This window comes from Acidovorax sp. CCYZU-2555 (assembly GCF_018413525.1).
Classification (GTDB): domain Bacteria; phylum Pseudomonadota; class Gammaproteobacteria; order Burkholderiales; family Burkholderiaceae_C; genus Comamonas.
In genome coordinates this window covers 36,791-60,289 of sequence record NZ_JAHCDD010000029.1, presented here as the reverse complement: position 1 = coordinate 60,289, position 23,499 = coordinate 36,791, and the positions used below count along the sequence as shown (strand labels likewise).

The following is a 23,499-nucleotide window of genomic DNA, read 5'->3' as shown; positions in this document are numbered from 1 at the left end:
GCCACGCGCATCATCGGCTCGGGCCCGTTCGTCGTCAGCGGAGAAGTGCTGGGCAAGGAAGTCAACCTGCAGGCGCGCGACAAATACAACTGGGGACCGGTCAAGCTGGCCCACCAGGGCCGCGCGCGGCTGGACGCGATCAAGATCATCGTCACGCCCGAAGACGGCGTGCGCATCGGCGCGCTGCTGTCGGGCCAGGCCGGGCTGATACGCCAGGTCCAGGCCTATGACGAAAAGCGCGTGAACGAAGGCAAGTTCCCGCTCTATGCGGCGTCCACGCGCGGCGTCAACGACAGCCTGGCGTTCCGCCCCGACAACGAACTGGTCGCCGACCTCAAGGTGCGCCAGGCCTTGCTGCATGCGACCAACTCCAAGGAAATCGTGCAGACGCTGTTCAGCGCCAACTACCCCCAGGCCAAGGGCGTGCTCGCCGCGGGCGCCGCGGGCTTTGTGGACCAGAGCGCCGAACTGGCGCACGACGCCGAGCGCGCACGGACGCTGCTCGACGCAGCCGGCTGGAAGCTCCAGGCCGATGGCATTCGTGCCAAGGACGGCCGGCCGCTGGCGCTGTCGACTTATGAGTCGCTGAACTATGTGCAGAACCGCGAAGTGCTGCAGCTCGTGGCCCAGCAATGGGCCAAGGTGGGCGTCAAGCTCAACGTGCTTTCGGGCGATCTGGGCAGCAAGACCATCGACAGCCTCGATCCCGAAAAGATCGCCCTGCTGCCGGCCATGGTCGGCCGCGCCGATCCCGACGTGATCAAGAGCAACTACTACCCGACCAACCGCAATCTGCTGCTGCAAAAGGGCGGCATCAGCCAGAAGGTCAAGTCGTTTGAAGACCGCAAGCTCAACGGCCTGTTCGAGGCGATTGCGGCCGAGCCCGACTCCGCACGCCGGCTCGAACTCACGGGCCAGGTGCAGCGCTATCTGCTGGAGCAGGCCTATGTGATTCCCATGTTCGAGGAACCGCAGATCTATGCGGGCGCGCCCTGGCTGCATGGCGTGGACTTCGAGGCCGTGGGCCGCCCCAGCCTCTACGCCGCGTGGATCGCGCCCCACTGACCGGACGCGGCATTCTTTGCAAGGCCAACCACCATGTCCCGCTATCTGACGAGTCGCATCGCCCAGGCCCTGCTGGTGCTCTGGGCGGCGTTCACCGCCTCCTTCGTGCTGCTGCAGTTCCTGCCCGGCGATGCGGTGCTGATCAAGTTCCTCAACCCCGAGCTGGGACTGAGCCCCGAGCAGCTGGCCGAAATCCGGCTGGCCTATGGCGCCGACGCGCCTGTCTGGCAGCAGTACGGCCACAGCCTGCTGAACTTCCTGCGCGGTGACTTCGGTTACTCCATGCAGGCTGGCGTGTCGGTGGGCCACAGCCTCGCGACCAGCCTGCCGCCCACGCTCAAGCTCGCGGCTTCGGGCTTCACGGCCGCGCTGCTGCTGGCCGTGGCGCTGTCCTTTCTGTCGAGCCAGTTGGGCTTTGGCTGGCTGCGCTCGGCGCTGCAGTCGCTGCCTTCGCTGTTTGTCTCGGTGCCGGTTTTCTGGCTGGGCATCATGCTGATCCAGGTGTTCTCGTTTCGCCTGGGCTGGGTGCCGGTGATCAACCCCGGCCCCTGGGAAGGCATGGTGCTGCCTACGCTCACGCTGGCCGTGCCCATTTCCGCGCCGCTGGCGCAGATCCTGATTCGCAACATCGACGCCGTGCTGGCCCAGCCTTTCGTCGCCGTGGCCCGGGCCAAGGGCGCGAGCCGCACCTGGGTGCTGTGGCGCCATGTGGCGCGCAATGCGTTGCTGCCCACGCTGACCATGGCCGGCATCCTGTTCGGCGAGCTGCTGGCCGGCGCCGTGGTCACCGAAGCGGTGTTCGGCCTCAACGGCCTGGGCAGCCTGACCCAGCAGGCCGTGGCCAACCAGGACACCGCCGTGCTGCAGGCCATCGTGGTGATTTCCGCGACGTCCTTTGTCTTGATCAATCTGCTTGTGGACCTGCTCTATCCAGTGCTGGACCCACGGCTGCGCACCCGTCTGGAGGGCTGAAGCCATGAGCGCAATTCCATCTGTTCCCCCTTCCCTGCCCGCGCCAGCGCTGTCGGCGCTGAGCACGCGCGTGCGCTCCGCCTGGCGGCGCGCGCGCGGCGGCCCGCTGAGCCTGTGGCTGGCCTGGCTGGTGATCGCCACGGTGACGCTGTTCGCGCTGGCGCCGGGCCTGCTGACCCATTACAGCCCGGTGCAAGGCATTGCGGGCCAGCAGCTGCAGGCCCCGGGCGCCGCGCACTGGCTGGGCACCGACGCGCTGGGCCGCGATGTCTACACGCGTGTGGTCTATGGCGCCGTGCATTCGCTGTCGGGCGCGTTTGTCGCCGTCGCCATGGGCCTGGTGCTGGGCACGCTGCTGGGACTGGTCGCGGGAGCCAGCGGCGGTCTGGTCGACGACGCCATCATGCGCCTGGTCGATGTGCTGCTGTCGGTGCCCGCGCTGCTGCTGTCGCTGGCCATCATCATCATTCTGGGCTTCGGCACCATCAATGCGGCGATTGCCGTGGGTGTCGCATCGATCGCGAGCTTTGCGCGCCTGCTGCGTTCCGAGGTGGTGCGCGTGCGCCGCTCCGAGTATGTGGAAGCGGCCTTCGGCAGCGGCGGACGCTTCTGGCCCGTGCTGTGGCGCCATGTGCTGCCCAACTCGCTGACGTCGGTGATCGCGCTCGCGGCGCTGCAGTTCGGCTCGGCCATCCTGGCCATCTCCACGCTGGGCTTTCTGGGCTATGGCGCGCCGCCGCCGACACCGGAATGGGGCCTGCTGATCGCCGAAGGCCGCAACTACATTTCCACCGCCTGGTGGCTGACCACCGTTCCCGGTCTGGTCGTGGTGCTGGTGGTCCTGTCCGCCAACCGCATCAGCGCCGGACTGCACAAGGCCAACGCATGAACCGCCTGCAACAAATCCTGCGCCGCATCCGGCCCGCAGTCGCGCTGGCCGCCGCGCCCATGGAAACACCGTCGTCCGGCAACGTGCCCGTGCTGTCGCTCAGCGACGTGGTCATCGCCTATCAAGAGGGCCAGCAGCCCGCCCAGAACGTGGTCCATGGCGTGAGCTTCGATGTGCTGCCCGGCGAAGTCGTTGCGCTGGTGGGCGAGTCGGGCTCGGGCAAGACCACGACCGCCCAGGCGGTGATAGGCCTGCTCGCCGAGAACGGCCGCCTGGTCTCTGGGCGCATACAGCTCAATGGCCGCGACATCACGCGCTGGAACCCGCGCCAGATGGACGGCATACGCGGCGCGGTGATCAGCCTCATTCCCCAGGACCCGACCAGCTCGCTCAATCCTGTGCAGACCGTGGGCCAGCAGGTGGCCGAGATACTGCGGCTGCACGATGGCGCGCGCGGCGCGGCGGCGCGGCGTGCGCGCCAGGCCAGGGTGATCGAACTGCTGGGCCATGTGGGCCTGTCGCAGCCCGAACTGCGCGCGCGCCAGTATCCGCATGAGCTGTCGGGCGGCATGAAGCAGCGCGTGCTGATCGCGATCGCCATCGCGCTCAAGCCCGCGCTGATCATTGCCGACGAGCCGACCAGCGCGCTCGACGTCACGGTGCAAAAGCGCATTCTCGACCTGATCGACGAGCTGCGCCGCGAGTCGGGCACGGCCGTGCTGCTGGTCACGCACGACCTGGGTGTGGCCGCCGACCGCGCCAACCGCCTGGTCGTGCTGCAGGGCGGGCGCATACAGGAACAAGGCCTGACCCAGGACGTGCTGCGCAGCCCCAGCAGCGCGTACACGCGCAAGCTGCTGGCCGACGCGCCCTCGCTGGCCCAGGGCCGGCAGCGCCCGGCCGCCGAACGCAGCGCGCAGAACGCGCAGCCCGCCGTGGTCGTGGAAGATCTGGTCCACCAGTTCGATCTGCCCGGGCGCAGCGCGCCGTTCGTTGCCGTGGACCAGGTCTCGTTCAGCGTGGCGCGCGGCACCACGCATGCCATCGTCGGCGAGTCGGGCTCGGGCAAGACCACGACCGCGCGCGATGTCGTGGGCTTTCGCCAGCCGACATCGGGCCGCATCCTGATCGAAGGCCAGGACTTCACCGCGCTGCGCGGCGAAGCGCTGCGCCTGGCGCGCCGGCGCATACAGCTGGTGCACCAGAACCCGTTCTCGTCGCTCGATCCGCGCCAGACCATCTTCGAGATCATCGAGGAGCCGCTGCGCAACTACGAGCGCCTGCCGCGCGCCCAGCGCGAGGCGCGCGTGCGCGAGATGCTCGAGCGCGTGGGCCTGGCGCCCGCGCTGCTGGCACGCCGCCCGCGTGCGCTGTCGGGCGGCCAGCGCCAGCGCGTGGCCATTGCACGCGCGCTGGTGCTCCAGCCCCAGGTCGTGGTGTTCGACGAAGCGGTCTCGGCGCTGGACGTGACCGTGCAGGCGCAGATCCTCGCGCTGCTGGAGCGCCTGCAGCGCGAGCTGGGCCTGACCTATCTGTTCATTTCCCATGACCTGGCCGTGGTGCGGCAGATTGCCGACACCGTGAGCGTGCTGCACAACGGCCGCCAGGTCGACAGCGGCGCCATCGAGGACGTGTTCCAGCGCCCTGGCAGCGACTACACGCGCGAGCTGATCGCCGCCATTCCCGGCCAAAAGCATTGGCCTGCTTCTTCCCCCATTTCCCATGACGCATCCGCAGACTTCCACCCCTACGCACACCGCACCGCAGCACAAGCGCCTGGGCTTTTTCAGCAGGCTGCTTGACGAGGCCAGCGCCGCCGAGCGCTACCAGCTGGTCGCCGCGCAGATCCGCCATGCCGAAGCCCATGGCTTCGATTCGGCCTGGGTCGCCCAGCACCATTTCCATGAACACGAAGGCGGCCTGCCCGCGCCGCTGGTGTTTCTCGCCTATCTCGCGGCACAGACCCAGCGCATTCGTCTGGGCACGGGCATCATCACCTTGCCGCTGGAAAACGCGCTGCGCGTGGCCGAAGACGCGGCCGTGCTCGACCTGCTGGCCAACGGCCGGCTCGAAGTCGGCGTGGGCACGGGCGGCACGCCTGCATCGTTCAGCGCGTTTGGCCTCGACAGCGAACAGCGCCGCGAAATCTTCGCGGGCCAGCTCGCCACGCTGCGGCGCGCCTGGGCCGGTGCGCCGCTCGCGGGCGGCGACCGCATCTACCCCGCCGCAGAGCAGTTGCTGGGCCGTCTGTGGCAGGCCACGTTCTCGGCCGGCGGCGCGGCCCTGGCCGGCGCGGCCGGCGACGGCCTGATGCTGTCGCGCACCCAGCCGCGCAGCGCCGAGGCCCCGCAGGCCACGCTGGCCCAGATCCAGCACCCCATCATCGACTCCTATCTCGCGGCCCTGCCCGCGGGCCGGGCGCCGCGCATCGTCGCCTCGCGCAGCCTGTTTGTCGCCGACGACCGCGCCGAGGCGCTGCGCCTGGCCGAGGTGGGCCTGCGCCGCAGCATCGCGCGCTCCGCCACCTTGGGCAAATCACTGGTTCCCGCCGATGCGCCGCTGGCGCAGATCATCGCCGCCTATGACGTGCATGTGGGCACGGTCGCCGATGTCGTCGCCTCGCTGCGCGCCGACACCACGCTGGAGCGCGTGAGCGACATCGTGTTCCAGGTGCACTCCATCGACCCTCCGCAGGCGCAGATCCTGCGCTCCATCGAACTGATCGCCACCGAAGTCGCTCCGGCCCTGGGCTGGCGCGCTGCCGTCTCGACCCCCACGACCACCGATTCACCCCTGGAAGCCTTTGCATGACCGCACCAAGCCACACCCTCCCCGACCAGCCAGCCCTGCCCGATGTGATCGACCAGCTGCTGGCCATTCTTCCCGGCGACCCGCTGGACCGGATTCGCGCCCAGCGCCCGCAGGCGCGCACCCAGGCCCAGCAAAGCTATCTGTCGCTGTTCCACCCCGCCGCGCCCGTGGTCGGCCAGGTCACGGCGCTCGAACGCCATGCGCTGGCCTGGTGGGTCGCCACGCTGCACACCGCACCGGATGTGGCCGGCTTCTACGCCCAGGGCCTGCAGGCCGCGGGCGCCGAGCAGCCCCTGCTGCGCGCGCTGGAGAAGGCCGCAGACACGGCGCGCGGGCAAGGCCCTTATGGCCACTATCCCGCAGGACCGCTGAGCGTGGAAAACCTCGATGGCCCCGCGTACGCGCTGGACAGCAGCCTGCGCGCCCAGCTGGGCAACAAGCTCGCGGCCGCCTTCGAGCAAGCCCATCTGCTGGTCTTCCATCCGCGCGATGCCAGCCCCGCGGGCCTGCAAGCCCTGCTCGACGCGGGCTGGGACAACACCGACATCGTGATCCTGTCCCAACTGGTCGCCTTCCTGAGCTTCCAGATCCGCGTGGTGCTCGGCCTGCGCACGTTGCAAGCCCATCTCGCCACCGTCTCCCCCCGCCTGGAAACCGCATGACCTATCCCGAAAACGCGCTCATTGCCCACCCCGACAACCAAGAGCCGCTGGAGTTCACCCAGGCCCAGCTCGAATGGCTGCCCTGGATCGCGCCCTTGCCAGAAGAAGACTTCAGCCCGCGCCACCAGGCCGGCCTGGTCGATGCCTCGCGCATCAAGTCGCCCTACTTCCGCCTGCTGGCGCGCGATCCCGACACGCTGGCCGCGCGCACCAAGACCGACAAGGACATCTTCTACAACCCCGAAGCCGGACTGCCGCGCGCCGAGCGCGAGCTGGCCGCGGCCGCGACCTCGCGCCATAACGGCTGCATCTACTGCGCTTCGGTCCATGCGCGCTTTGCAAGCCATTTCTCCAAGCGCAGCGACGACGTGCAGCGCCTGCTGGACCAGGGCACCGAGGCCGATCTGGGCGATGAACGCTGGAACGCGGTCGTGGAAGCCAGCGTCGCCCTGAGCAACACGCCTTCGACGTTCGACCAAAGCCATGTGCTGCGCCTGCGCGCCGCGGGCCTGGACGACGCGGCCATCTCCGACGCCATCCATGGCGCGGCCTTCTTCAACTGGGCCAACCGGCTGATGCTTTCGCTGGGCGAACCCACACCCGCCGGCTGAGCCGCATCGATCAGAGGCCGGCCTGGCGCTGGTACTCGATCAACGCGCCATGGGTCAGTTCCCCAGGCAGTTCAGTCGCACGGCCCCAGGGCAGCGCCTCGGCGCCCAGGCGGCCGCGCAGCGCAAAGCCCAGCACGCCCTGACCGCGCTGGCGCAACACCGCCGACAAGGACTGGGCCGCCGCGGCGCGGCTGCCCTGGTCGGGCTCGAGCAGGACCAGGCTGGTGCCGCCCTGCGCCACGCCATGTTCGCTCGCATGCGCGGGCAGGCCCAGGCTCGCCAACCGCAGGCCCGTGCCCGCAAGATTGAGCGGCGCGGTCTGCAGCGCATCCTCACCCAGCAAGGCCTGGTAGCCGGCCAGCGTGGTTTCCAGACTATCGACCACCAGCGTCACGCTGGCCACGCCGCTCACGCCATTGGCATGCGCGCGCACCGCGCCGTGCTGCACGCGCAGTTGGCGCGGCGTGATGTCGCCGCACAGAAAAGGCAGATCGGGCGTTGCGGCTCTCGCGGTCTGCCACTGGAGCAATTCGCCGTCGGGCCGCGCACGGCCGCCATCGAGCGGGCCTTCGAGCAGCAGCCCGCCAGCGCCGGCGCGCTCGACCACGGCCTTGACATCGCCGGGGTGCAGCGCGAAATCGACCAGGCCTTCGCCATGGGCTTGCAGCCACTGCCACCAGCGGTCTTCGGCCAGGCCCTGGGCATGCCAGGCGATCAGCTCCAGATAGCTGCCGTCTTCGAACACCACCAGCGCGTTGTGCGTGGGCCGGCCCGGATGCCGACCGCCCTCGATGACATGAAAGCCCAGCGCGCTGTAGTCGGCAATGGTGCGCGGCAGATCGGAAACGGCAATCACCAAGTGGTCCAGGGAAAGTGTCATGTGCGCAATCTTGAATAGACGAAGTGAATGGGAAACCCCTCAGTCTGGGCCTGGCACGGGCTGCTTGGCAATCCGGTTTTTCTCATGTGCAAGTTGGTCGGGTGCATATCGGAAATCGCACATCCGCGGCACCATATGCAGATGATCTCCGCGATCCTTGTCTGCCTGGTCGTCGGCATCAGCGACGGCGACTCCATGACCGTGCGCTGCGCGGCGGCCGCCCCGCAGCGCCAGGTGCGCATTCATGCGATCGACGCGCCCGAGCGCTACCAGTCGTTCAGCGACGCAGCGCGCAGCAGCCTGGCCGCGCTGTGCCTCGACACCCGCGCCAGGATCCGGCCAATGGACACCGACGACTATGCGCGCACCGTTGCCGAAGTCGAATGCCGCGGCGAGGATGTGGCCGCGCACCAGGTGAGCGCGGGCATGGCCTGGGTCTATGAGCGTTATGCCGAGATGCGGCCCGACCTGCGCGCGCTGCAGGCGCAGGCGCGTTCCGCGCGCCGCGGGCTATGGGCCGATGCGCACCCGGTTGCGCCCTGGGAATGGCGACGCCGCTGAGGCGCAGCGCTGTCAATAACAGGCTTCGAATTCCTCTTCGGTCTGGCGATCGAGATCGCGCAGCCAAAGCACGCCTGCGCGCTTGGTGAATCTGAAATGCCGCTTGACCAGTTCATTGGTCAGAAAGCATTCGCTGCGCACTTCCACACCGTCCTTCACCACGACGATGGGCTCGGTGGCGCGGCACACCATGGCATCCAGGCTGTTGTCCTGCTGGGGATTCATGTACCCATAGCGAAAAAACCGCGACTGCACCACCAGGTAGGCGGGCGTGGCCTGGCCCGCACGCTCCTGCCGAAGACAGGCTTCCGACGAGCGATTGGCCAGATAACTGCCGATGAACTCATCGGGAATCAGATAGTCAGGCGCGGCGCTCGCACTGCCGAAAGCGAGCCAGGCCATGCAGGTGATGACATGTCTGCGCATACATCCCCTCCCTCAAAGTGATCAGAGGTTGAAAGTATAATAGCCATAGACTATTAACACAATTATCCGATACCCCAAGAAAATAGAGTGACGAACGACACCATCAGAGCGGCGCCCGGTCGCCCGAAGCGATGCGCCGGATCGCCTCCAGTGCAGCCTCGCGCGTGGGCCAGGTTTCGCCGTTGAGCAGGATGTTGTGCTCATCGACGACGAAACTGGCGCAATACCAGACGCCATTCGCTTGGCGCAGCGTGGCGCTGTAGCTGCTGCCGTCGTTCTCGCCAAAGACGTTTTCCTCAGGTACTTCGGGCTGCATGCAAATCTCCTTGTACATATCTGGAAGCCCATTGTGCGGTGCCCGGCGCGCCGGGGCAACCGGGAGGGTGTGGACCGCGCCCGCAGCGCACCTGTTGGCGACATGCAACATTCATTACAGCGTCATAAGCATATATTCACGCAGGACGGGTCCTACGCAAAAAGCTGGCACAGCTCTTGCTATATTCACGTTTCCTAACCTTTTATTACAGGAGTCCCTATGAAGAAGTCTCTGCTCGCCCTGGTTGCAGCCCTTGCATGCGCTGGCGCGGCACATGCCCAAAGCACGGTGCAAATCTCTGGTCTGGTCGATGTCTACGCTGGCTCCATGCGCCAGTCCGGCAGCGTCGGGCGCACCAGCACCGTGGGTTCGGGCGGCATGACGACCTCGTGGATTGGCTTCTCGGGCAAGGAAGATCTGGGCGGCGGTCTCAAGGCCGAGTTCGTGCTGAACTCCTTCTTGCGCGCCGACGTCGGCAATCTGGGCCGCTACGATGGCGACCCGGCTTTCTCGCGTGACGCCAACGTCGCACTGACCGGCGGCTTCGGCGGCCTGCGCCTGGGCCGCTCGAAGGCGCCCAACTTCCTGCCGACCATCCTGGCCAACCCCTACGGCGACTCCTTCACCGTGTCGCCCCTGGTGCTGCACGCCAACATGGCCAGCCTGCCCGCCTGGGGCTTTGGCAACCTGACCACGCCCGCCGACACCGGCTGGAGCAACCAGGTCACCTACTCCACGCCAAGCTTCGGCGGTCTGAGCGCCAACCTGCACTACCAGTTCGGCGAACAAGCCGGTGACTCGGGCAAGGGCAATGTCGGCGTCAACGTGATGTACTTCGGCGGCCCGCTGACGCTGCTGGGCTTCTACGAGCACGTGAAGATCAACAACCCCGTGGCCCTCACGCCTTTGGCCAACACCAAGACCGACTGGATGCTGGGCGGCACATACGACTTCAGCGTCGTCAAGGCCTATGCGACCTACGGCCAGGCCGAAGTCGATGCCACCAACTTCGAAGCCCGCACCATCTCGCTGGGCCTGGACGTTCCCGTGCTGAGCAAGGCCGGCACCGTGAAGGCCGCCGTTGCCCGCACCAAGGTGGAAGGCCCGGTCAACGCCACGCGCACGACCGCCAGCGTCGGTTACGACCACTTCCTCTCCAAGCGCACCGATTTGTACAGCGTGGTCATGCACGACAAGATCACCAACCTGAAATCGGGCACCAGCCTGGTGCTGGGCGTGCGCCACCGTTTCTGAACGGCCCCGTCCGAGTGCATGCCTGCGGGCATGCCCTTCCACAAAAAAGCGAAGCCTGGTGCTTCGCTTTTTTTCGCCAGGCCATCGCGGCATCACGGGCGGCAAGCGCACGCGCATTTGTCCCACAAGGAAAAAGAAGGATTCGAGCTGCAATCGAGGGGTCGCAGGATGGAACGAATACCGTCCGCACGGTTGACCGATTCGCCCCTTGTCCCTGTCGCCATTTACCTCCCAGGAGGTCCCATGCAAGCTTTTCCTTCCATCTCTCGCCACCCCCTCGTGGCTTTCGCCGTTACCGTGGTCCTGGCCGTCGCTTCGATGACCTTGATGCTCTGGATTGACAACGCGGCCCAGGCCGCCGACAGCCTGCAGGTCGTCGACCTGTTCACGCTGCTCGAAGAGTAAGACCCGAGGGTCAGCGCCCGGCGCCGGGTTGCGAACCCGACGCAGCCTCGCCCTCCGCCTGACCTTCCAGCACACGCACACGGCGTTCCAGCCGCTGCGCGGTTTCCATATCGCCAGACTGCTGCGCCTGGCGTGCCGACAGCAGCAGCCATGCGAGCAACGGGCGTCGCCAGCCCTGGGCCGATGCGGTGTCCACGGCCTCCACCAGCAACTCCGGCGACGGGCCTTGCGCGCGCAGCACCACCGACGCCGCGAGCAGTCGCGACAGCGGCGCGTCCACCGCCTTCACGGCCGCAAACGCTGCCGCCGGCCCCGCGCTCAAGGCTTGTGCCACCGGCTGCTGGGCCTTGGGCAACAGCGCAATCTGCTGCGCCGACAAAGGCTGGGCCTGCAGATAGCGCGCATACGCCTGCTCCTGCGGATCGGCATCGACAGCCAGCGCGACATATTCTTCGCATTCATTCCATTGCAGGCTTGCATGCTCGACCGCGCAGCGCATCAGCGCCAGGCGCGCGAGCAGTTGCGGGCTGGCCGTGCGTTCGACTTCGGCGCGCGCCTTGCTCCATTCGAGCGCCTGCACGCGCTGGTCGGCACGCAAGTACGCCTGGGTGGCGCGGTCGGACGCCGATTCGGCGTTGAGCGCCCAGTCGGCGGCCGGCGGTTTCTGGCTGCAGGCGGCCAGTGTTGCGCCCAGCAATGCAATTGCGGACCAGCGGGCCCAGGGCAGGGAAAAGCGGCGCGTCACGGTCATGGCAGTTCAAGCTCCGGTTTGCGCGCCAGCGGCCACTTGCGCTGGAGGTCGGAGAGAATATCTTCGAGGCGGCGCAGATTGCTTTCGACTTCGGCGCGCAGCGCGCCCAGATCGCCGGTCGCCTCGCGCGCATTCGCGCCCACGGCCTGGGCTTCGACCAGCACCGCATCGACCTTGCGCAGGCTTTGGCGCGTGTCGGCAAGCAAGCCGTTGAGCTGCACTACCGTCGAGCGCACTTCGGGCATCACGCCGTCGGCGTCGAACACCTGGCGGTCGGCGCGCACCACGAGCTGCTCCATGCGCGCAATCAGCGCATTCGCGCGCTCCAGCGTCTGCACCACCTTGCGCGCATCGGCCTCGTTGCCCATCACCACGCCCAGCGCCCCGCCCGGCCCCTGCAGGCGTTCAGCCAGCGACTGGACCTGGCCCAGCGCGCCGCCCAGCGCCGAGTCCTGGGCCGTCATCGCGCCCAGGTTGGCCAGCAGCTCCTTGGCCGAGGCCATGATCTGCGGAATCTCGGCCGTGGCATCGCCGCGCAGCACGGGCCGCACCGAGCCTTCGGCCAGCGGCGCATCCGTGAGAATGCCGCTGTAGGCCTTGATGGTCGTGCCGCCGACCAGTCCGCGCACCAGCGTGAACACGCTGGTTTCACGCAGCCAATGCGCATCCTTGCGCGGCACGTCGACGACGATGCGCACATTGCCGTCTTCCGACAGTTCGATGCGGCGCACGCGCCCTATCGGAAAGCCCGAGAACGTCATGTCCATGCCCACCACCACGCCTTCGGAATCGTCGGTGGTCAGCACCAGCTGCTGCGTGGGCTCGAACACGCCGCGTGAGTACAGCAGATACAGCGCCGAGCCGAAGACCAGCATCAGCGTGAACAGCAGCAAGGCCGCGGCCTTGGCACGCAGATGGGCCACGGGGCGCAGCTCGGCCGGCGAATGCACCGCCGCGCCAGCGTCCGGTTCAGTGGAATCCATGGTGATTTCCGAACATTGCCAAACTCCAAAACATCAATAGTAATTGCCCATGAGCGAAAGCACCTCAATCAACAGCAACACCGCGAACATGCGTGTCAGCCCGCCCAGCTCGCGCCCTTCCTGGCGCAGCCGCGGCAGCGGCGAGTACCAACCGGACGCCAATGGAATCAGCGCCACGGCCAGGCTGAAGAACAGCGTCTTGAGCGTGAACACCAGCGTCACCACGGGCGAGAAAACATGGCCGAAAAGCCGCGTGTAGGCAGGCAGGCCCGCGAGATTGAAACCATAGACGCTCAGATACACCGTGATCAGCGCCACCACGCAGCTCAGCGCCGCGAGCGTAAGACAGGCGAACAGACCGCCCACAGCGCGCGGCAGCAGTTCGCTGCGCACCGGATCAAGGCCATGGCGATGCAATGCCTCGGCACGCCCGCGCAGACGCAGTTGCACCAGCTGCGTGCCATTGGGAATGGTGCAGCGCATGGCGACGAACAGGCAGGCCGTGAGGGGAATCAATTCGAGCACCAGCACCCGAACCACCATCTCAAGCGCATAGCGCGAGAGACCGTAGCTCAGCGCGGTGACGATCACGATGCGCGTGATAACCGCGCACAGCAGCGCCGCGAGCGCCGTGAAGCCGAGCAGCACCGGCCCGGTCTGCACATACAGCTGGTAGGCCATGCGCGCACGCGAATGGCCGCGGTAGCTCGATGGCGACAGCAGCAGCACCAGCACCACGGCGCCGAGATAGACGCTGCGCCACCAGGCCGCCGCGGTCTCGCACGCGCCATTCCAGATGCGCGCGGCAATATCCAACGTGGAATGGCTCAGACTCATGCGGCCATGATACGGTGCGCGGCCAGTACGCAGCCGCTGGAGCAGCGTTAACGCGCTGCGCGCTGGCGCAGAAACACTGCGACCAGGGCCAGGGCCATCACCACGAAGCAGATGAACGACCAGTTGGCGATGGAGCCGCCGAGGAAAGTCCAGTCGATCGCGGTGCAATCGCCCGAGCCACGGAAGATCATGGGAATGGCGCGGCTCAAGGGGTAGTTCTCGACCATGCCGTAGAAGTCACGACCGCAGGTCGCGATTTCGGGCGGGTTCCATTGCAGCCAGCTCTGGCGCGCGGCGACAAAGGCGCCGAAGCCCGCGCTCAGCAGCGCCACGCCGCCCCAGCCGAACAACCAGCCGCGGCCGCGGCGCAGGCTCGCGATGCCGGTGAACACCGCCACGCCGATCAATGCGTAGCGCTGCACGATGCACATGGGACAGGGCTCGAGGCCCTGGCCATACTGCAGATACATGCCAAACGCGAGCATGGCCACACAGGCCGCGCTGATCAGCGCCAGCACCCGGCGCGGCGCCGTTTCGAACCAGTTCAACAACACCATTTTTCTTGTCCTTCAAAGGCCGCGGCGCGGCCCCTGGGAACCGTCAGATGCCTGCAGCCTGGTCAATAAACACGCGGGTCCTGCGCGGTGTCACCACCAGCGTTTCGCCTTCCTTGAATCCCATTTCCTTGAACTGATGGGCAGGAATCTGCGCTTCGATCAAGGCATCCTCCCCGTTCTGGGTGGTTGAATGATTATCGTCGGCGGGAATAAGTTCCAGGCGTGCGATAGGACCGACAACGATTGCCCGCTCCAGGCGCGCGACGATGCCCCGTGGACGTCCCTGGGCGTCGATGTTCTGGCCCGGCGAATAGCGCTCGACATCGAGGTCGTGCGGGCGCACATAGGCAAAGGCCTTGGCGTCCTTGGCCTCGTCGGCCTCGGGTGCATCCACTTCGATGCCGCTCATGTGCACCAGGCCTTCGTTGGCGCGGCCGTGGAACAGGTTCACGTCGCCCAGGAAGCCGTAGACGAACGGGCTTGCGGGGTTTTCCCAGACTTCCTGGGGCGAGCCGCTTTGCTCGATCTTGCCCTGGTTGATCACCACCACGCGGTCGGCCACTTCGAGCGCCTCTTCCTGGTCGTGGGTCACGAAGATCGAGGTCACATGCAGCTCGTCGTGCAGGCGGCGCAGCCAGCGGCGCAGTTCCTTGCGCACCTTGGCATCGAGCGCGCCGAACGGCTCGTCGAGCAGCAGCACCTTGGGCTCGACAGCCAGCGCGCGCGCCAGTGCGATACGTTGGCGTTGTCCGCCCGACAGTTGCGAAGGATGGCGGTCGGCGAGCCAGTCGAGCTGCACCAGCTTGAGCAGGTCCATCACCTTGGTGCGGATCTGGGCTTCGCTGGGGCGCTCCTTGCGCGGCTTGATGCGCAGGCCGAAGGCCACGTTCTCGAACACGGTCATGTGGCGAAACAGCGCGTAGTGCTGGAACACGAAGCCCACGTTGCGCTCGCGCACATGCACGTCGGTCGTGTCTTCGCCGCTGAAATGGATGCTGCCCACGTCGGGCGCTTCGAGGCCGGCGATGATGCGCAGCAGCGTGGTCTTGCCGCAGCCCGAGGGGCCGAGCAAAGCGATCAGTTCGCCGGACTGGATGTCCAGGCTCACATCACGCAGCGCCTGGAAACTGCCGAACTGCTTGCTGACATTGCGGATTTCGATACTCATGATGCTTGTTCTTTCAGGCGGTCGTGGCCAGCGGCGTGGGCCGCTCGGGAGGCAGGTCGGCGGCAGCGGCCTGCTCGCGTTCCGCACGCCATTCGGCGATCGACTTGATGACCAGGGTCAGCAGCGCGAGCAGCGCCAGCAACGAGGCGGCGGCGAAAGCCGCGACCGACTGGTATTCGTTGTAGAGAATTTCCACGTGCAGCGGAATGGTGTTGGTCTGGCCGCGGATATGGCCCGAGACCACCGACACCGCGCCGAACTCGCCCATGGCGCGTGCGTTGCACAAAATGACGCCGTACAGCAGGCCCCACTTGATGTTGGGCAGCGTGACCTTGTAGAACGTCTGCCAGCCGGTCGCGCCGAGCACGATGGCCGCCTGTTCCTCGTCGCTGCCCTGGGCCTGCATCAGCGGGATCAGTTCGCGCGCAATGAACGGGAAGGTCACGAAGATCGTCGCCAGCACGATGCCGGGCACCGCGAAGATCACCTTGATGTCGTTGGCCTGCAGCCACGAGCCCATCCAGCCATGCGAGCCGAACATCAGCACATAGGTCAGACCCGCGACCACGGGCGACACCGAGAACGGCAGATCGATCAGCGTGGTCAGAAAGGCCTTGCCGCGGAACTCGTACTTGGCGATGCACCAGGCCGCGGCGACGCCGAACACCAGGTTCAGCGGCACGGCGATCGCTGCCGTGAGCAGCGTCAGCTTGATAGCCGACCAGGCATCGGGCTCGCGCAGGCCGTCGAGATAGGCGCCAAAGCCCTTGCGCAGCGCCTCGGTGAACACCGCGGCCAGCGGCAGCACCAGGAACAGCAGCAAAAAGGCCATCGCGATGCCGATCAGCGTATAGCGCACCCACGGAGCTTCGGTGGTGCCGGCCTTGGCGCGGCGCACCGGGTTACGGGAAGAAGTGAGTCCACTCATGCCGGTGCTCCTGCGTGGCGGCGCTGCCAGGCTTGCAGCGCATTGATGATCAGCAGCAACACAAAGGAGATGACCAGCATCACCACCGCCACGGCGGTCGCACCCGCGTAGTCATATTGTTCCAGCTTGCCGATGATGATCAGCGGCGTGATTTCGGAAATCATGGGCATGTTGCCGGCGATGAAGATCACCGATCCATATTCACCGACGGCGCGTGCAAACGCCATCGCGAAGCCGGTGAGCAGCGCGGGCGTGATGCTCGGCAGGATCACCTTGATGAAAATCTGCAGGCGCGTCGCGCCCAGGCTGGTCGCGGCTTCCTCGAGTTCCTTCTCCGCGTCTTCGAGCACCGGCTGCACCGTGCGCACGACGAACGGCAGGCCGATGAAGATCAGCGCGATCACGATGCCCGCGGGCTTGAACGCCAGCTGTATGCCCAGCGGTTCGAGGTATTGGCCTATCCAGCCATTGCCGGCGAGCAGCGCCGTGAGCGAGATGCCGGCCACGGCCGTGGGCAGCGCGAACGGCAGGTCGACCAGCGCGTCGACGATCTTCTTGCCCGGAAATTTGTAGCGCACCAGCACCCAGGCGATCAGCAGACCGAACACCAGGTTGACCAGGGCCGCGATCAGCGAAGCGCCGAACGTCAGCCGGTAGGAGGCCATCACGCGCGGTGCGCTCACGGCTTCCCAGAACTGCGGCCAGGTCATGGTGAAGGTCTTGAAGACCAGCGCCGACAGAGGGATCAGCACGATGATGCTGAGATAGAACAGCGTGTAGCCCAGCGTCAGCCCGAAACCGGGCAGGACGCGCTTGGCGCCACGGCCACGCCGCGGTGCCGCTGGGGCGCCCGGGGTGGCGGCGAGGGATGCGGCCGGAGCCGAGTTAGCAGCGAATGCCATGGTGCGGGTGCGCGCGCAGGCTTACTTGCCAGGCGTGTAGAGCTTGTCGAACTGGCCGCCGTCGTTGAAATGCACCTTCTGTGCTTCAGACAGCGAACCGAAGTACTTGGCGACGGTGAACTGCTTGAGCGGCTTGAACGTCGCGGCATGCTTCTTCAGCACGGCTTCGGAACGCGGGCGCAGCGCATGCTGGGCGGCGATTTCCTGGGCTTCGTCCGAGTACAGGTAGTCCAGGTATTCCTTGGCCAGCGTGGCCGTGCCCTTCTTGGCGACGGTGCGTTCGACCACGGCCACGGGGTTCTCGGCGATGATCGACGAAGATGGATACACGGCCTGGACCTTGCCCTTGCCGAACTCGCGGTCGATCGAAATCACTTCCGACTCGAACGTGATCAGCACATCGCCGATATTGCGCTGCAGGAAGATCGCGGTCGCGTCACGGCCGCCCTTGCCCAGCACGGGAACGTTCTTGTAGAGCTTGCCGACGAATTCCGCGGCCTGCGCTTCGGTCGCGCCCTTTTCGCGCGCTGCGCCCCAGGCGGCCAGATAAGCGTAGCGGCCGTTGCCGCCGGTCTTGGGGTTCACAACCACGACTTGCACGCCGGGCTTGAGCAGGTCGTCCCAATCCTTGATGTTCTTGGGGTTGCCATTGCGCACCAGGAACAGCATGGTCGAGGTCGTGGGCGACGCATCGTTGGGGAATTTCTTGGCCCAGTCCTTGGCGACCACGCCGTTGCCGGCCAGGAATTCGATGTCGGTCGTGGTGTTCATGGTCACCACGTCGGCGTCCAGGCCGTCATTGACAGCACGCGCCTGGGCGCTGGAGCCTGCATGCGACTGGTCGATCTTCACGTCCTTGCCGGTAGTCTTCTTGTAATGCGCGGCAAAGGCGACGTTGTAGTCCTTGTAGAACTCACGCGCCACGTCGTACGACACATTGAGCAGCTGGCTCTGGGCCATTGCTGCACCACTGGCCGCGAAGGCAAGGCTGGCCAAAACTGTCTTGAGAGTCAAAGATTTCATGGTTACAAAGCCCGGAACGTGAAAAAGTGTTTCATTGTCTGAAGTTTTCCTTCAAACTCAAACGAATAGATTCTTGTTAATTAATCATCTTTTGGCATATAGAACCCGTGAAGCTGCCCGCCGCAAGGCGGTGTTCATGGCTTATGCCTGCAGCGCGGCAGCGTCTGCGGGTGTAGACGACCAGGCAAGCCCGGCCGTCAGCGACTGCAGCAGCGCCAGTCCCAGCGGCCAGGCGCCATGGCCCGACTCGACATTCACATGGCCCGCATTCTGCAGCCGCACCAGCTCGCTGCCCCAGGCTCGCGCATAGGCGCCAGCGAGCCTGATCGGACAGAACGGGTCGTTGCTGCTGGCCACCAGCACGCTGCGGTAAGGCAGGGGCGCGGCGGGCACGGGCGAGAAATCGATGAGCTGGGCGCGGCGCTCGGGATCGGCGGGCGCAACCAGCAGCGCACCGACGACGCGCTGCGCGGCCTGGGCCGAAATCTGCGTCGTGGCGATACAGCCCAGGCTGTGGGCAACGATCACCACCGGCTCGGGACGCGAAAGAATGCACTCTTCGAGCCGCCCTACCCAGGCGTCGCGATGGGGCGTGATCCAGTCGTCCTGCACCACCCGCTCTGCGCCGGGCAATTGCGCAGCCCAGAGGCTTTGCCAATGACCGGGGCCTGAGTCGCGCCAGCCGGGCACGATCAAAATGCGGGGGGGTGTATCCATGCCAGTTCTCCTTGAACGGACATTGTCTGCACCTTCATCCGAAATCCCAACGAACCATTGGTTGTTATCTTATGGCCCAGAGGCACAGCAGCGCTGCGCGCAGCCGCGCTTGTCAGGCGCTGCCCGGCCCCGAAGAGATGCTGCTGCCGGGTATGGTTTCGGCAAGAAAGTCGAGAAAACTGCGCACCGCGGGCGACAGGCCGCGGCGCGAGGGAAAGACCGCATGGAACACGCCGGGCGGCGGCGACCAGCCAGGCAGCAGATGCACCAGTCGGCCATCGGCGAGTTCGTCGTGGCACATATAGTCAGGCAGCCAGCCCATGCCGGTGCCGGCCAGCACCGCGAACTTCACGGTCAACAGGTCGTCGGCGATGTAGCGCGGCTGGTGCTGCAGCGTGAACTCCTGGCCTTCGGGGCCGCTGAGCAGCAGACTGGAGCGCCCGTCGACCGCCGACATCGCCACGCTGTCGAGCCGGCCCAGCTCCTGCAGTCGGCTGGGCGTGCCCTGGCGGCGCAGCAGTTCGGGGCTGGCGACCAGCACCTGGCGCGAAACATCCAGACGCTTGACCACCATGCTGCCGCTGTCGTCGAGCGAGCCGCGCACGCGCAGCGCCACATCGATGCTTTCCTCCACCAGATTGACGGCGCGGTTGGTGACCTGCATTTCCACGCGCACCAGCGGGTGGCGCGCGAGGTAGATCGGCATCAGTTCCCCGAGCACCGTCTGGGCGATGGTCACCGGGCAACTCACGCGCAATGTGCCGCAGGGTTCGGTACGCACTTGGGCCACGGTGTCGGCCGCGGCCTGGGCGGCATCGCGCATCACAAGGCAGTGGCGCAGATACGCCTCGCCCACTTCGGTCAGCGACAGCTTGCGCGTGGTGCGCTGCAGCAGCCGCACGCCCAGCCGACCTTCGAGTTCGGCGACCCGGCGCGAAAGCCGCGACTTGGGGATTCCCAGCGCCCTTCCGGCCGCCGCGAAGCCGCCGCGCTCGACTACTTCGGCGAAATAGAGCATGTCGTTGAGATCGTTCATTCAGCCCTTTTATTGTCTCGCTGATAGAACAATCTATCGCATTTAAAGCAGCTTATCAAACATTCAACACACCTGCACAATCTATACCAAGCCCTCACCGGCAACCATTCATATCTTGAAATTCAAGGAGCCTTCCATGCAACTGCTGCACATCGATTCCGCCATCACCGGCGACATGTCCGTTTCCCGCGATCTGACCGCCCGCACCGTGCAGGCATGGGTTGCGGCCCACCCCGGCTTGAACGTCGACTACCTCGATCTGGCGCAGGACGCTCCCAGCCACCTGTCGGCGGTGTCCATGGGTTTCCGTACCGGCCAGAGCGCCACGACCGAAGCCGAACGCGCGGAAAACGCGATCTCCGAGAAGCTCGTGAGCCAGTTCCTGGCTGCGGATGTGGTCGTCATCGGCGCGCCACTGTACAACTTCAGCATCCCCAGCCAGCTCAAGGCCTGGATCGACCGCGTTGCCCAGGCCGGCCGCACCTTCCGCTACACCGCCGCCGGCCCTGAAGGCCTGGCCAAGGGCAAGACCGTGATCGTCGTGTCCACGCGCGGCGGCGTTTATTCCACGTCCGAAGGCGGCCGTGCGATGGAACACCAGGAAAGCCTGCTGCAGACCGTGATGGGCTTCATGGGCGTGACCGATGTGCGTTTCGTGCGTGCCGAAGGCATTGCCATGGGCCCCGACGCCAAGGCTGCAGCCCTGGCCCAGGCCGAACAGGCCATCCACAGCCAGCTGGCTCTGACGGCATAAGCGCCCCAGCGGCCTGCTCCAGAAGCAGCGCATCGATGCGCCGCCGCTGACCGCCTTGGTGGGACATTGCACTCAATGTCATCGCCAAGGCGTTTTTTTTTGTTAGGCTTGCTTCAGTAAAAACCCTGAAAGCCGTTGTCGCGGCGCCGGGCTTGTACCCTGTCCCAACCTAACCACCAACGTTTCCATGTCGTCCGCCACGCAGCACCCGCGCAAGTACACCGATGAGTCGTTCGTCCTCAAGGCCACCGCCATCGGCGTGGTCTGTGTCGCCATTGCAGGTTACCTGGTGAATCGGCATCTGGAAGCCAAGAGCGCAGACGAGAAGCTGATTCGCGCCCAGGGCGCGGTGTACAAGGAGTATTTGAACAATACCCCGCCGCAGGAGCCCAAGCCGCTGTCGGAAGCCATGGCCGCGCGCCTCAAGGTGCGTGATCAACTGCTGGCCAATCCCGCAGTGAAACCGGGCCCGGGTTTCGCCGCGCCTGGCGTGCAGAGCACGGGCAAGGCCATCATCGATGCCATAGACCGCGTACAGGGCCGCTCGGCAGCCACGCTTTGATTGAGGAGTTCGCCGTTCGGGCGGACCATGGCCAGCACACTTGATGCCACAGAATTAACCACGGGCCTACTGGTGTTTACACCTGTTCGTGAAAATTTGTGACGGCTCTGTGGCATTCTTCGGCCGTTGCCGTTGCCCGCAGGGTTCCCCGCGTACCCTGACGACGGCGCTCTCCCCCATTTGAATGATTGCTGCGCAGGCCCTTGTGTGGCTGCGCTGCGCTTTGCCGCAGCCAGCCCTCACAGGGCGGCGCCAGCATAAAGAGGTTTTTTCACATGACATTGCATCACCTGCGCTGGGTTGCCGGCCTTCCTGCTCTGGTCGGCGGCATGTATGGCGTCGCCATCGCCCAGCCCGCCACCGAAGCCCGCCTGCCTGAAATCATGGTGCACAGCACGCTGGGCGGCACCTCGCTCGAGCAGACGCCCGCTTCCGTGTCCGTGATCGACGCCGACCAGATGCGCGACCGCCAGTTGCAGGTGAACCTGTCGGAAAGCCTGTCGGGCGTTCCCGGCCTGCAGATCAACAACCGCCAGAACTACGCCCAGGACCTGCAGTTGTCGGTGCGCGGCTACGGCGCGCGCTCCACTTTCGGCCTGCGCGGCGTGCGCCTGTATGTCGACGGCATTCCCGCGACCATGCCCGACGGCCAGGGCGCGCTGTCGCACATCGACATCTCCAGCCTGGAGCGCGTCGAAGTGCTGCGCGGCCCCTACTCGGCGCTGTATGGCAACTCGGCCGGCGGCGTGATCAGCATGTACACCGAAACGCCCACGGGCCGCCCCACTGTCGAAGGCGGCTACTCCGTCGGCAGCAACGGCCAGAAGCGCATCTCGGGCAAGGCCAGCGGCCAGACCGCCCAGGGCCTGAGCTATGTGCTCAGCGCCAGCCGCTACCTGACCGACGGCTACCGCGACCACAGCGCAGCCGACCGCAACGTCGCCAACGCCAAGCTGTCGACCGCCATCGGTGACGACGCGCGCCTGACCATCGTCGCCAACACCATGAAGTCGAACGCGCAGGACGCGCAAGGCCTGACCTGGGAACAGTGGCAGGCCAACCCGCGCCGCGCCTCCTTCCGCGCCGACAACGGCGAAGCCGTGGCCGAGAAGTTCAACACCCGCAAGTCGCTGGAGCAGACCCAGGTCGGCGCCACCTACGAGCGCCGTCTGAGCGGCACGCAAAGCGTGTCGCTGACCGCCTATGCAGGCCACCGCTCCATGGAGCAATACCAGTCGCTGCCCGTCGCCACGCAAGCGCCCGCAGGCCATGCGGGTGGCGTGATCGACATGTCGCGCGACTACGCGGGCCTCGACGCGCGCTGGACCGGCCGCTTCGACAACGCGCCCGTGCCCGTCACCGTCACGGCCGGCCTGGCCTTCGACACCATGAAGGAAGACCGCCAGGGCTACGAGAACTTCATCGGCAGCCAGCTGGGCGTCAAGGGCGCGCTGCGCCGCAACGAAGACAACACCGTCACCAGCATCGACCCCTACGTGCAGGCAACGTGGCAGCTCGCTCCCACCTGGAGCCTGGGCACCGGTCTGCGCTACAGCCATGTGAAGTTCGAGTCCGACGACCGCTACATCCGTGCCGGCAACCCCGACGACTCGGGTTCCGTGACGCACAGCCAGGCCTTGCCCGTGATCTCGCTGTCGCACCAGCTGACGCCCGAAAAGACGGTCTACGTCAGCGCCGGCCGCGGTTTCGAGACCCCGACCTTTGCCGAACTGTCGTACCGCACGGGCAGCATCGGCGGCCTGAACCTGGACCTGCAGCCCAGCGCCAGCACCCAGTATGAAGTGGGCTTTCGCGAACGCCTGACCGGCGCCGTCAAGGGCGGCTGGAGCGCCGCCCTGTTCCATTCGCGCACCAGCGACGAAATCGTCAGCGCGGGCGCGAGCAACGGCCGCACGACCTACCGCAATGCCGGCGACACGCGCCGCCAGGGCCTGGAACTGCAGGCCGACCTGCGCCTCGCGCCCCAGTGGAAAGTGCAAGCCGCCTATACCTACCTCGACGCCACGTTCCGCCAGGCTTCGGGCAGCGCCGCCGCCGGCAACATGCTGCCCGGCCTGTCCAAGCAGCACCTGTCCGTGGGCCTGGACTACGACCTGACGTCCGCGTGGCGCCTGGGCGTGTCGGCCGAGCACGCGAGCAAGGTCTACGTGAACGACGCCAACAGCGCTTCCGCGCCCGGCTACACCGTGGCCGCGGCCAGCGTGGGCTACCGCAAGGTCATGGGCCCCTGGACGCTGCGTGCCTTCGCACGCGTCGACAACCTGTTCGACCGCAAGTACGTGGGCTCGGTCATCGTCAACGACGGCAACAGCCGCTTCTTCGAAGGCGCGCCGGGCCGCCAGTGGATGACGGGCATCAGCGCCGCCTACCAGTTCTAAGCACTGCGCTTGCGAACGCCAAGGGCGCCG

Annotated in this window: 26 protein-coding genes; 13 read left to right on the top strand and 13 right to left on the bottom strand. The window is 66.3% G+C overall.

The features are described 5' to 3' along the window. The 7 genes from KHY18_RS12270 to KHY18_RS12240 form a co-directional block, all read left to right on the top strand. On the top strand, positions 1 to 1,065 hold a 1,065-nt coding region (locus KHY18_RS12270; protein WP_213299974.1), incomplete at its 5' end, for a TIGR04028 family ABC transporter substrate-binding protein. 33 nt (positions 1,066 to 1,098) lie between these two features. Further along, a complete protein-coding gene (locus KHY18_RS12265) occupies positions 1,099 to 2,037 on the top strand; it encodes an ABC transporter permease (RefSeq protein ID WP_213299971.1) in 939 nt (312 codons plus the stop codon). Positions 2,038 to 2,041: 4 nt separating this feature from the next. Then, positions 2,042 to 2,926 carry an ABC transporter permease gene (locus KHY18_RS12260; protein ID WP_213299968.1) on the top strand — a complete coding sequence of 295 codons (885 nt, stop codon included), beginning with the start codon at positions 2,042 to 2,044 and terminating at the stop codon, positions 2,924 to 2,926. Between the two features lie 59 nt (positions 2,927 to 2,985). Beyond that, entirely contained in the window at positions 2,986 to 4,728 is a 1,743-nt protein-coding gene (locus KHY18_RS12255; protein ID WP_213299998.1) for a dipeptide ABC transporter ATP-binding protein, read from the top strand. Then, entirely contained in the window at positions 4,649 to 5,737 is a 1,089-nt protein-coding gene (locus tag KHY18_RS12250) for a putative FMN-dependent luciferase-like monooxygenase (RefSeq protein ID WP_213299964.1), read from the top strand. The genes KHY18_RS12255 and KHY18_RS12250 overlap by 80 nt, the downstream gene beginning before the upstream one ends. Then, the gene (locus KHY18_RS12245; protein ID WP_213299961.1) at positions 5,734 to 6,399 is read left to right on the top strand and encodes a CMD domain protein; all 666 of its coding nucleotides are present in this window, start codon (positions 5,734 to 5,736) and stop codon (positions 6,397 to 6,399) included. Before KHY18_RS12250 ends, KHY18_RS12245 begins: the two co-directional genes overlap by 4 nt. Next, positions 6,396 to 7,010, top strand: coding sequence for an alkylhydroperoxidase domain protein (locus KHY18_RS12240; protein ID WP_213299958.1), 615 nt, complete (start codon positions 6,396 to 6,398; stop codon positions 7,008 to 7,010). Before KHY18_RS12245 ends, KHY18_RS12240 begins: the two co-directional genes overlap by 4 nt. A gap of 10 nt (positions 7,011 to 7,020) precedes the next feature. Here the strand turns inward: KHY18_RS12240 and KHY18_RS12235 are convergent, their stop codons facing one another. Beyond that, positions 7,021 to 7,890, bottom strand: a complete 870-nt coding sequence (locus tag KHY18_RS12235; protein ID WP_213299955.1) for a VOC family protein — start codon at positions 7,888 to 7,890, stop codon at positions 7,021 to 7,023. 135 nt (positions 7,891 to 8,025) lie between these two features. Here KHY18_RS12235 and KHY18_RS12230 point away from each other — a divergent pair, with 135 nt between their 5' ends. Beyond that, positions 8,026 to 8,451 carry a thermonuclease family protein gene (locus KHY18_RS12230; RefSeq protein ID WP_213299952.1) on the top strand — a complete coding sequence of 142 codons (426 nt, stop codon included), beginning with the start codon at positions 8,026 to 8,028 and terminating at the stop codon, positions 8,449 to 8,451. Between the two features lie 12 nt (positions 8,452 to 8,463). On the opposite strand, the gene KHY18_RS12225 is transcribed toward KHY18_RS12230, so the two are convergent. Both KHY18_RS12225 and KHY18_RS12220 read right to left on the bottom strand, forming a co-directional pair. Continuing rightward, on the bottom strand, positions 8,464 to 8,877 hold the full coding sequence (locus KHY18_RS12225) for a hypothetical protein (protein ID WP_213299949.1): 414 nt from the start codon (positions 8,875 to 8,877) through the stop codon (positions 8,464 to 8,466). A 103-nt stretch (positions 8,878 to 8,980) separates the two neighbouring features. Then, the gene (locus tag KHY18_RS12220) at positions 8,981 to 9,193 is read right to left on the bottom strand and encodes a hypothetical protein (RefSeq protein WP_213299946.1); all 213 of its coding nucleotides are present in this window, start codon (positions 9,191 to 9,193) and stop codon (positions 8,981 to 8,983) included. 219 nt (positions 9,194 to 9,412) lie between these two features. On the opposite strand from KHY18_RS12220, the gene KHY18_RS12215 reads away from it, so the two are divergent. After that, a complete protein-coding gene (locus KHY18_RS12215) occupies positions 9,413 to 10,447 on the top strand; it encodes a porin (RefSeq protein WP_213299944.1) in 1,035 nt (344 codons plus the stop codon). A 243-nt stretch (positions 10,448 to 10,690) separates the two neighbouring features. Continuing rightward, a complete protein-coding gene (locus KHY18_RS12210) occupies positions 10,691 to 10,852 on the top strand; it encodes a hypothetical protein (RefSeq protein WP_213299941.1) in 162 nt (53 codons plus the stop codon). A gap of 10 nt (positions 10,853 to 10,862) precedes the next feature. On the opposite strand, the gene KHY18_RS12205 is transcribed toward KHY18_RS12210, so the two are convergent. From KHY18_RS12205 to KHY18_RS12160, 10 genes are all read right to left on the bottom strand, one after another. Further along, positions 10,863 to 11,603 (bottom strand): hypothetical protein, encoded by a 741-nt coding sequence (locus KHY18_RS12205; protein WP_213299938.1) that lies wholly within the window; start codon positions 11,601 to 11,603, stop codon positions 10,863 to 10,865. Beyond that, complete coding sequence (locus KHY18_RS12200; protein ID WP_213299935.1) at positions 11,600 to 12,586, bottom strand: MlaD family protein; 987 nt, start codon at positions 12,584 to 12,586, stop codon at positions 11,600 to 11,602. Before KHY18_RS12200 ends, KHY18_RS12205 begins: the two co-directional genes overlap by 4 nt. Positions 12,587 to 12,619: 33 nt before the next feature. Next, the gene (locus KHY18_RS12195) at positions 12,620 to 13,423 is read right to left on the bottom strand and encodes an MlaE family ABC transporter permease (protein ID WP_213299932.1); all 804 of its coding nucleotides are present in this window, start codon (positions 13,421 to 13,423) and stop codon (positions 12,620 to 12,622) included. A 47-nt stretch (positions 13,424 to 13,470) separates the two neighbouring features. After that, positions 13,471 to 13,980, bottom strand: coding sequence for a disulfide bond formation protein B (locus KHY18_RS12190; RefSeq protein WP_249729087.1), 510 nt, complete (start codon positions 13,978 to 13,980; stop codon positions 13,471 to 13,473). Between the two features lie 43 nt (positions 13,981 to 14,023). Then, positions 14,024 to 15,148 carry a sulfate/molybdate ABC transporter ATP-binding protein gene (locus tag KHY18_RS12185; protein ID WP_213299929.1) on the bottom strand — a complete coding sequence of 375 codons (1,125 nt, stop codon included), beginning with the start codon at positions 15,146 to 15,148 and terminating at the stop codon, positions 14,024 to 14,026. Positions 15,149 to 15,161: 13 nt separating this feature from the next. Further along, positions 15,162 to 16,076, bottom strand: a complete 915-nt coding sequence (cysW, locus tag KHY18_RS12180; protein WP_213299926.1) for a sulfate ABC transporter permease subunit CysW — start codon at positions 16,074 to 16,076, stop codon at positions 15,162 to 15,164. Further along, the gene (gene cysT / locus KHY18_RS12175; protein ID WP_213299923.1) at positions 16,073 to 16,978 is read right to left on the bottom strand and encodes a sulfate ABC transporter permease subunit CysT; all 906 of its coding nucleotides are present in this window, start codon (positions 16,976 to 16,978) and stop codon (positions 16,073 to 16,075) included. The genes cysW and cysT overlap by 4 nt, the downstream gene beginning before the upstream one ends. Before the next feature lie 21 nt (positions 16,979 to 16,999). Next, positions 17,000 to 18,001, bottom strand: coding sequence for a sulfate ABC transporter substrate-binding protein (locus KHY18_RS12170; protein WP_213299920.1), 1,002 nt, complete (start codon positions 17,999 to 18,001; stop codon positions 17,000 to 17,002). Positions 18,002 to 18,142: 141 nt separating this feature from the next. Next, positions 18,143 to 18,718, bottom strand: coding sequence for an RBBP9/YdeN family alpha/beta hydrolase (locus KHY18_RS12165; protein WP_213299917.1), 576 nt, complete (start codon positions 18,716 to 18,718; stop codon positions 18,143 to 18,145). 112 nt (positions 18,719 to 18,830) lie between these two features. After that, the gene (locus KHY18_RS12160) at positions 18,831 to 19,754 is read right to left on the bottom strand and encodes a LysR family transcriptional regulator (RefSeq protein WP_213299915.1); all 924 of its coding nucleotides are present in this window, start codon (positions 19,752 to 19,754) and stop codon (positions 18,831 to 18,833) included. A gap of 136 nt (positions 19,755 to 19,890) precedes the next feature. On the opposite strand from KHY18_RS12160, the gene KHY18_RS12155 reads away from it, so the two are divergent. From KHY18_RS12155 to KHY18_RS12145, 3 genes are all read left to right on the top strand, one after another. Beyond that, on the top strand, positions 19,891 to 20,508 hold the full coding sequence (locus KHY18_RS12155) for an FMN-dependent NADH-azoreductase (RefSeq protein ID WP_213299913.1): 618 nt from the start codon (positions 19,891 to 19,893) through the stop codon (positions 20,506 to 20,508). 187 nt (positions 20,509 to 20,695) lie between these two features. Continuing rightward, positions 20,696 to 21,070 carry a hypothetical protein gene (locus KHY18_RS12150; protein WP_213299911.1) on the top strand — a complete coding sequence of 125 codons (375 nt, stop codon included), beginning with the start codon at positions 20,696 to 20,698 and terminating at the stop codon, positions 21,068 to 21,070. Between the two features lie 275 nt (positions 21,071 to 21,345). Then, positions 21,346 to 23,469, top strand: a complete 2,124-nt coding sequence (locus KHY18_RS12145) for a TonB-dependent siderophore receptor (protein WP_213299909.1) — start codon at positions 21,346 to 21,348, stop codon at positions 23,467 to 23,469. Positions 23,470 to 23,499: the final 30 nt, after the last annotated feature.